1 protein-coding gene is annotated in these 487 nt (G+C 61.0%); it reads right to left on the bottom strand.

The genetic code is table 11. The features are described 5' to 3' along the window. A partial coding sequence (locus AACY08_RS29085) for a DNA-directed RNA polymerase subunit beta (protein ID WP_445262061.1) occupies window positions 1-487 on the bottom strand: 487 nt, incomplete at both ends.

The raw sequence follows: 487 nt of genomic DNA, 5'->3' as shown, positions 1-487 counted from the left end.
CGCTGTCGAAATGCTCGGTCGTGGTCAGTTCGATGTTCAGACCCAGCGAGCGCATTTCCTTGACGAGCACGTTGAAGCTCTCCGGAATACCGGCCTCGAACGTGTCGTCACCCTTGACGATCGCCTCATAGACCTTGGTGCGCCCGACGACGTCATCGGATTTGACCGTGAGCATTTCCTGCAAGGTGTACGCAGCACCATATGCCTGAAGCGCCCAGACCTCCATTTCACCGAAGCGCTGACCACCGAACTGCGCCTTACCACCCAGCGGCTGCTGCGTGACGAGCGAGTACGGCCCGATCGACCGGGCGTGGATCTTGTCGTCGACCAGATGGTGCAGCTTGAGCATGTAGATGTAGCCCACCGTCACCTTGCGGTCGAAGGCATCGCCCGTGCGGCCGTCGTAGACGGTCGACTGACCCGAAGCGTCGAGACCGGCGAGCTTCAGCATCTCCTCGATGTCGGCTTCCTTGGCGCCGTCGAACAC

The sequence above is a fragment of the Pseudomonas sp. EL_65y_Pfl1_R83 genome (assembly GCF_963970695.1).
GTDB lineage: Bacteria > Pseudomonadota > Gammaproteobacteria > Pseudomonadales > Pseudomonadaceae > Aquipseudomonas > Aquipseudomonas tritici.
The sequence above is the reverse complement of the archived record's forward strand: the minus strand, read 5'-3'. Positions and strand labels throughout refer to the sequence as shown.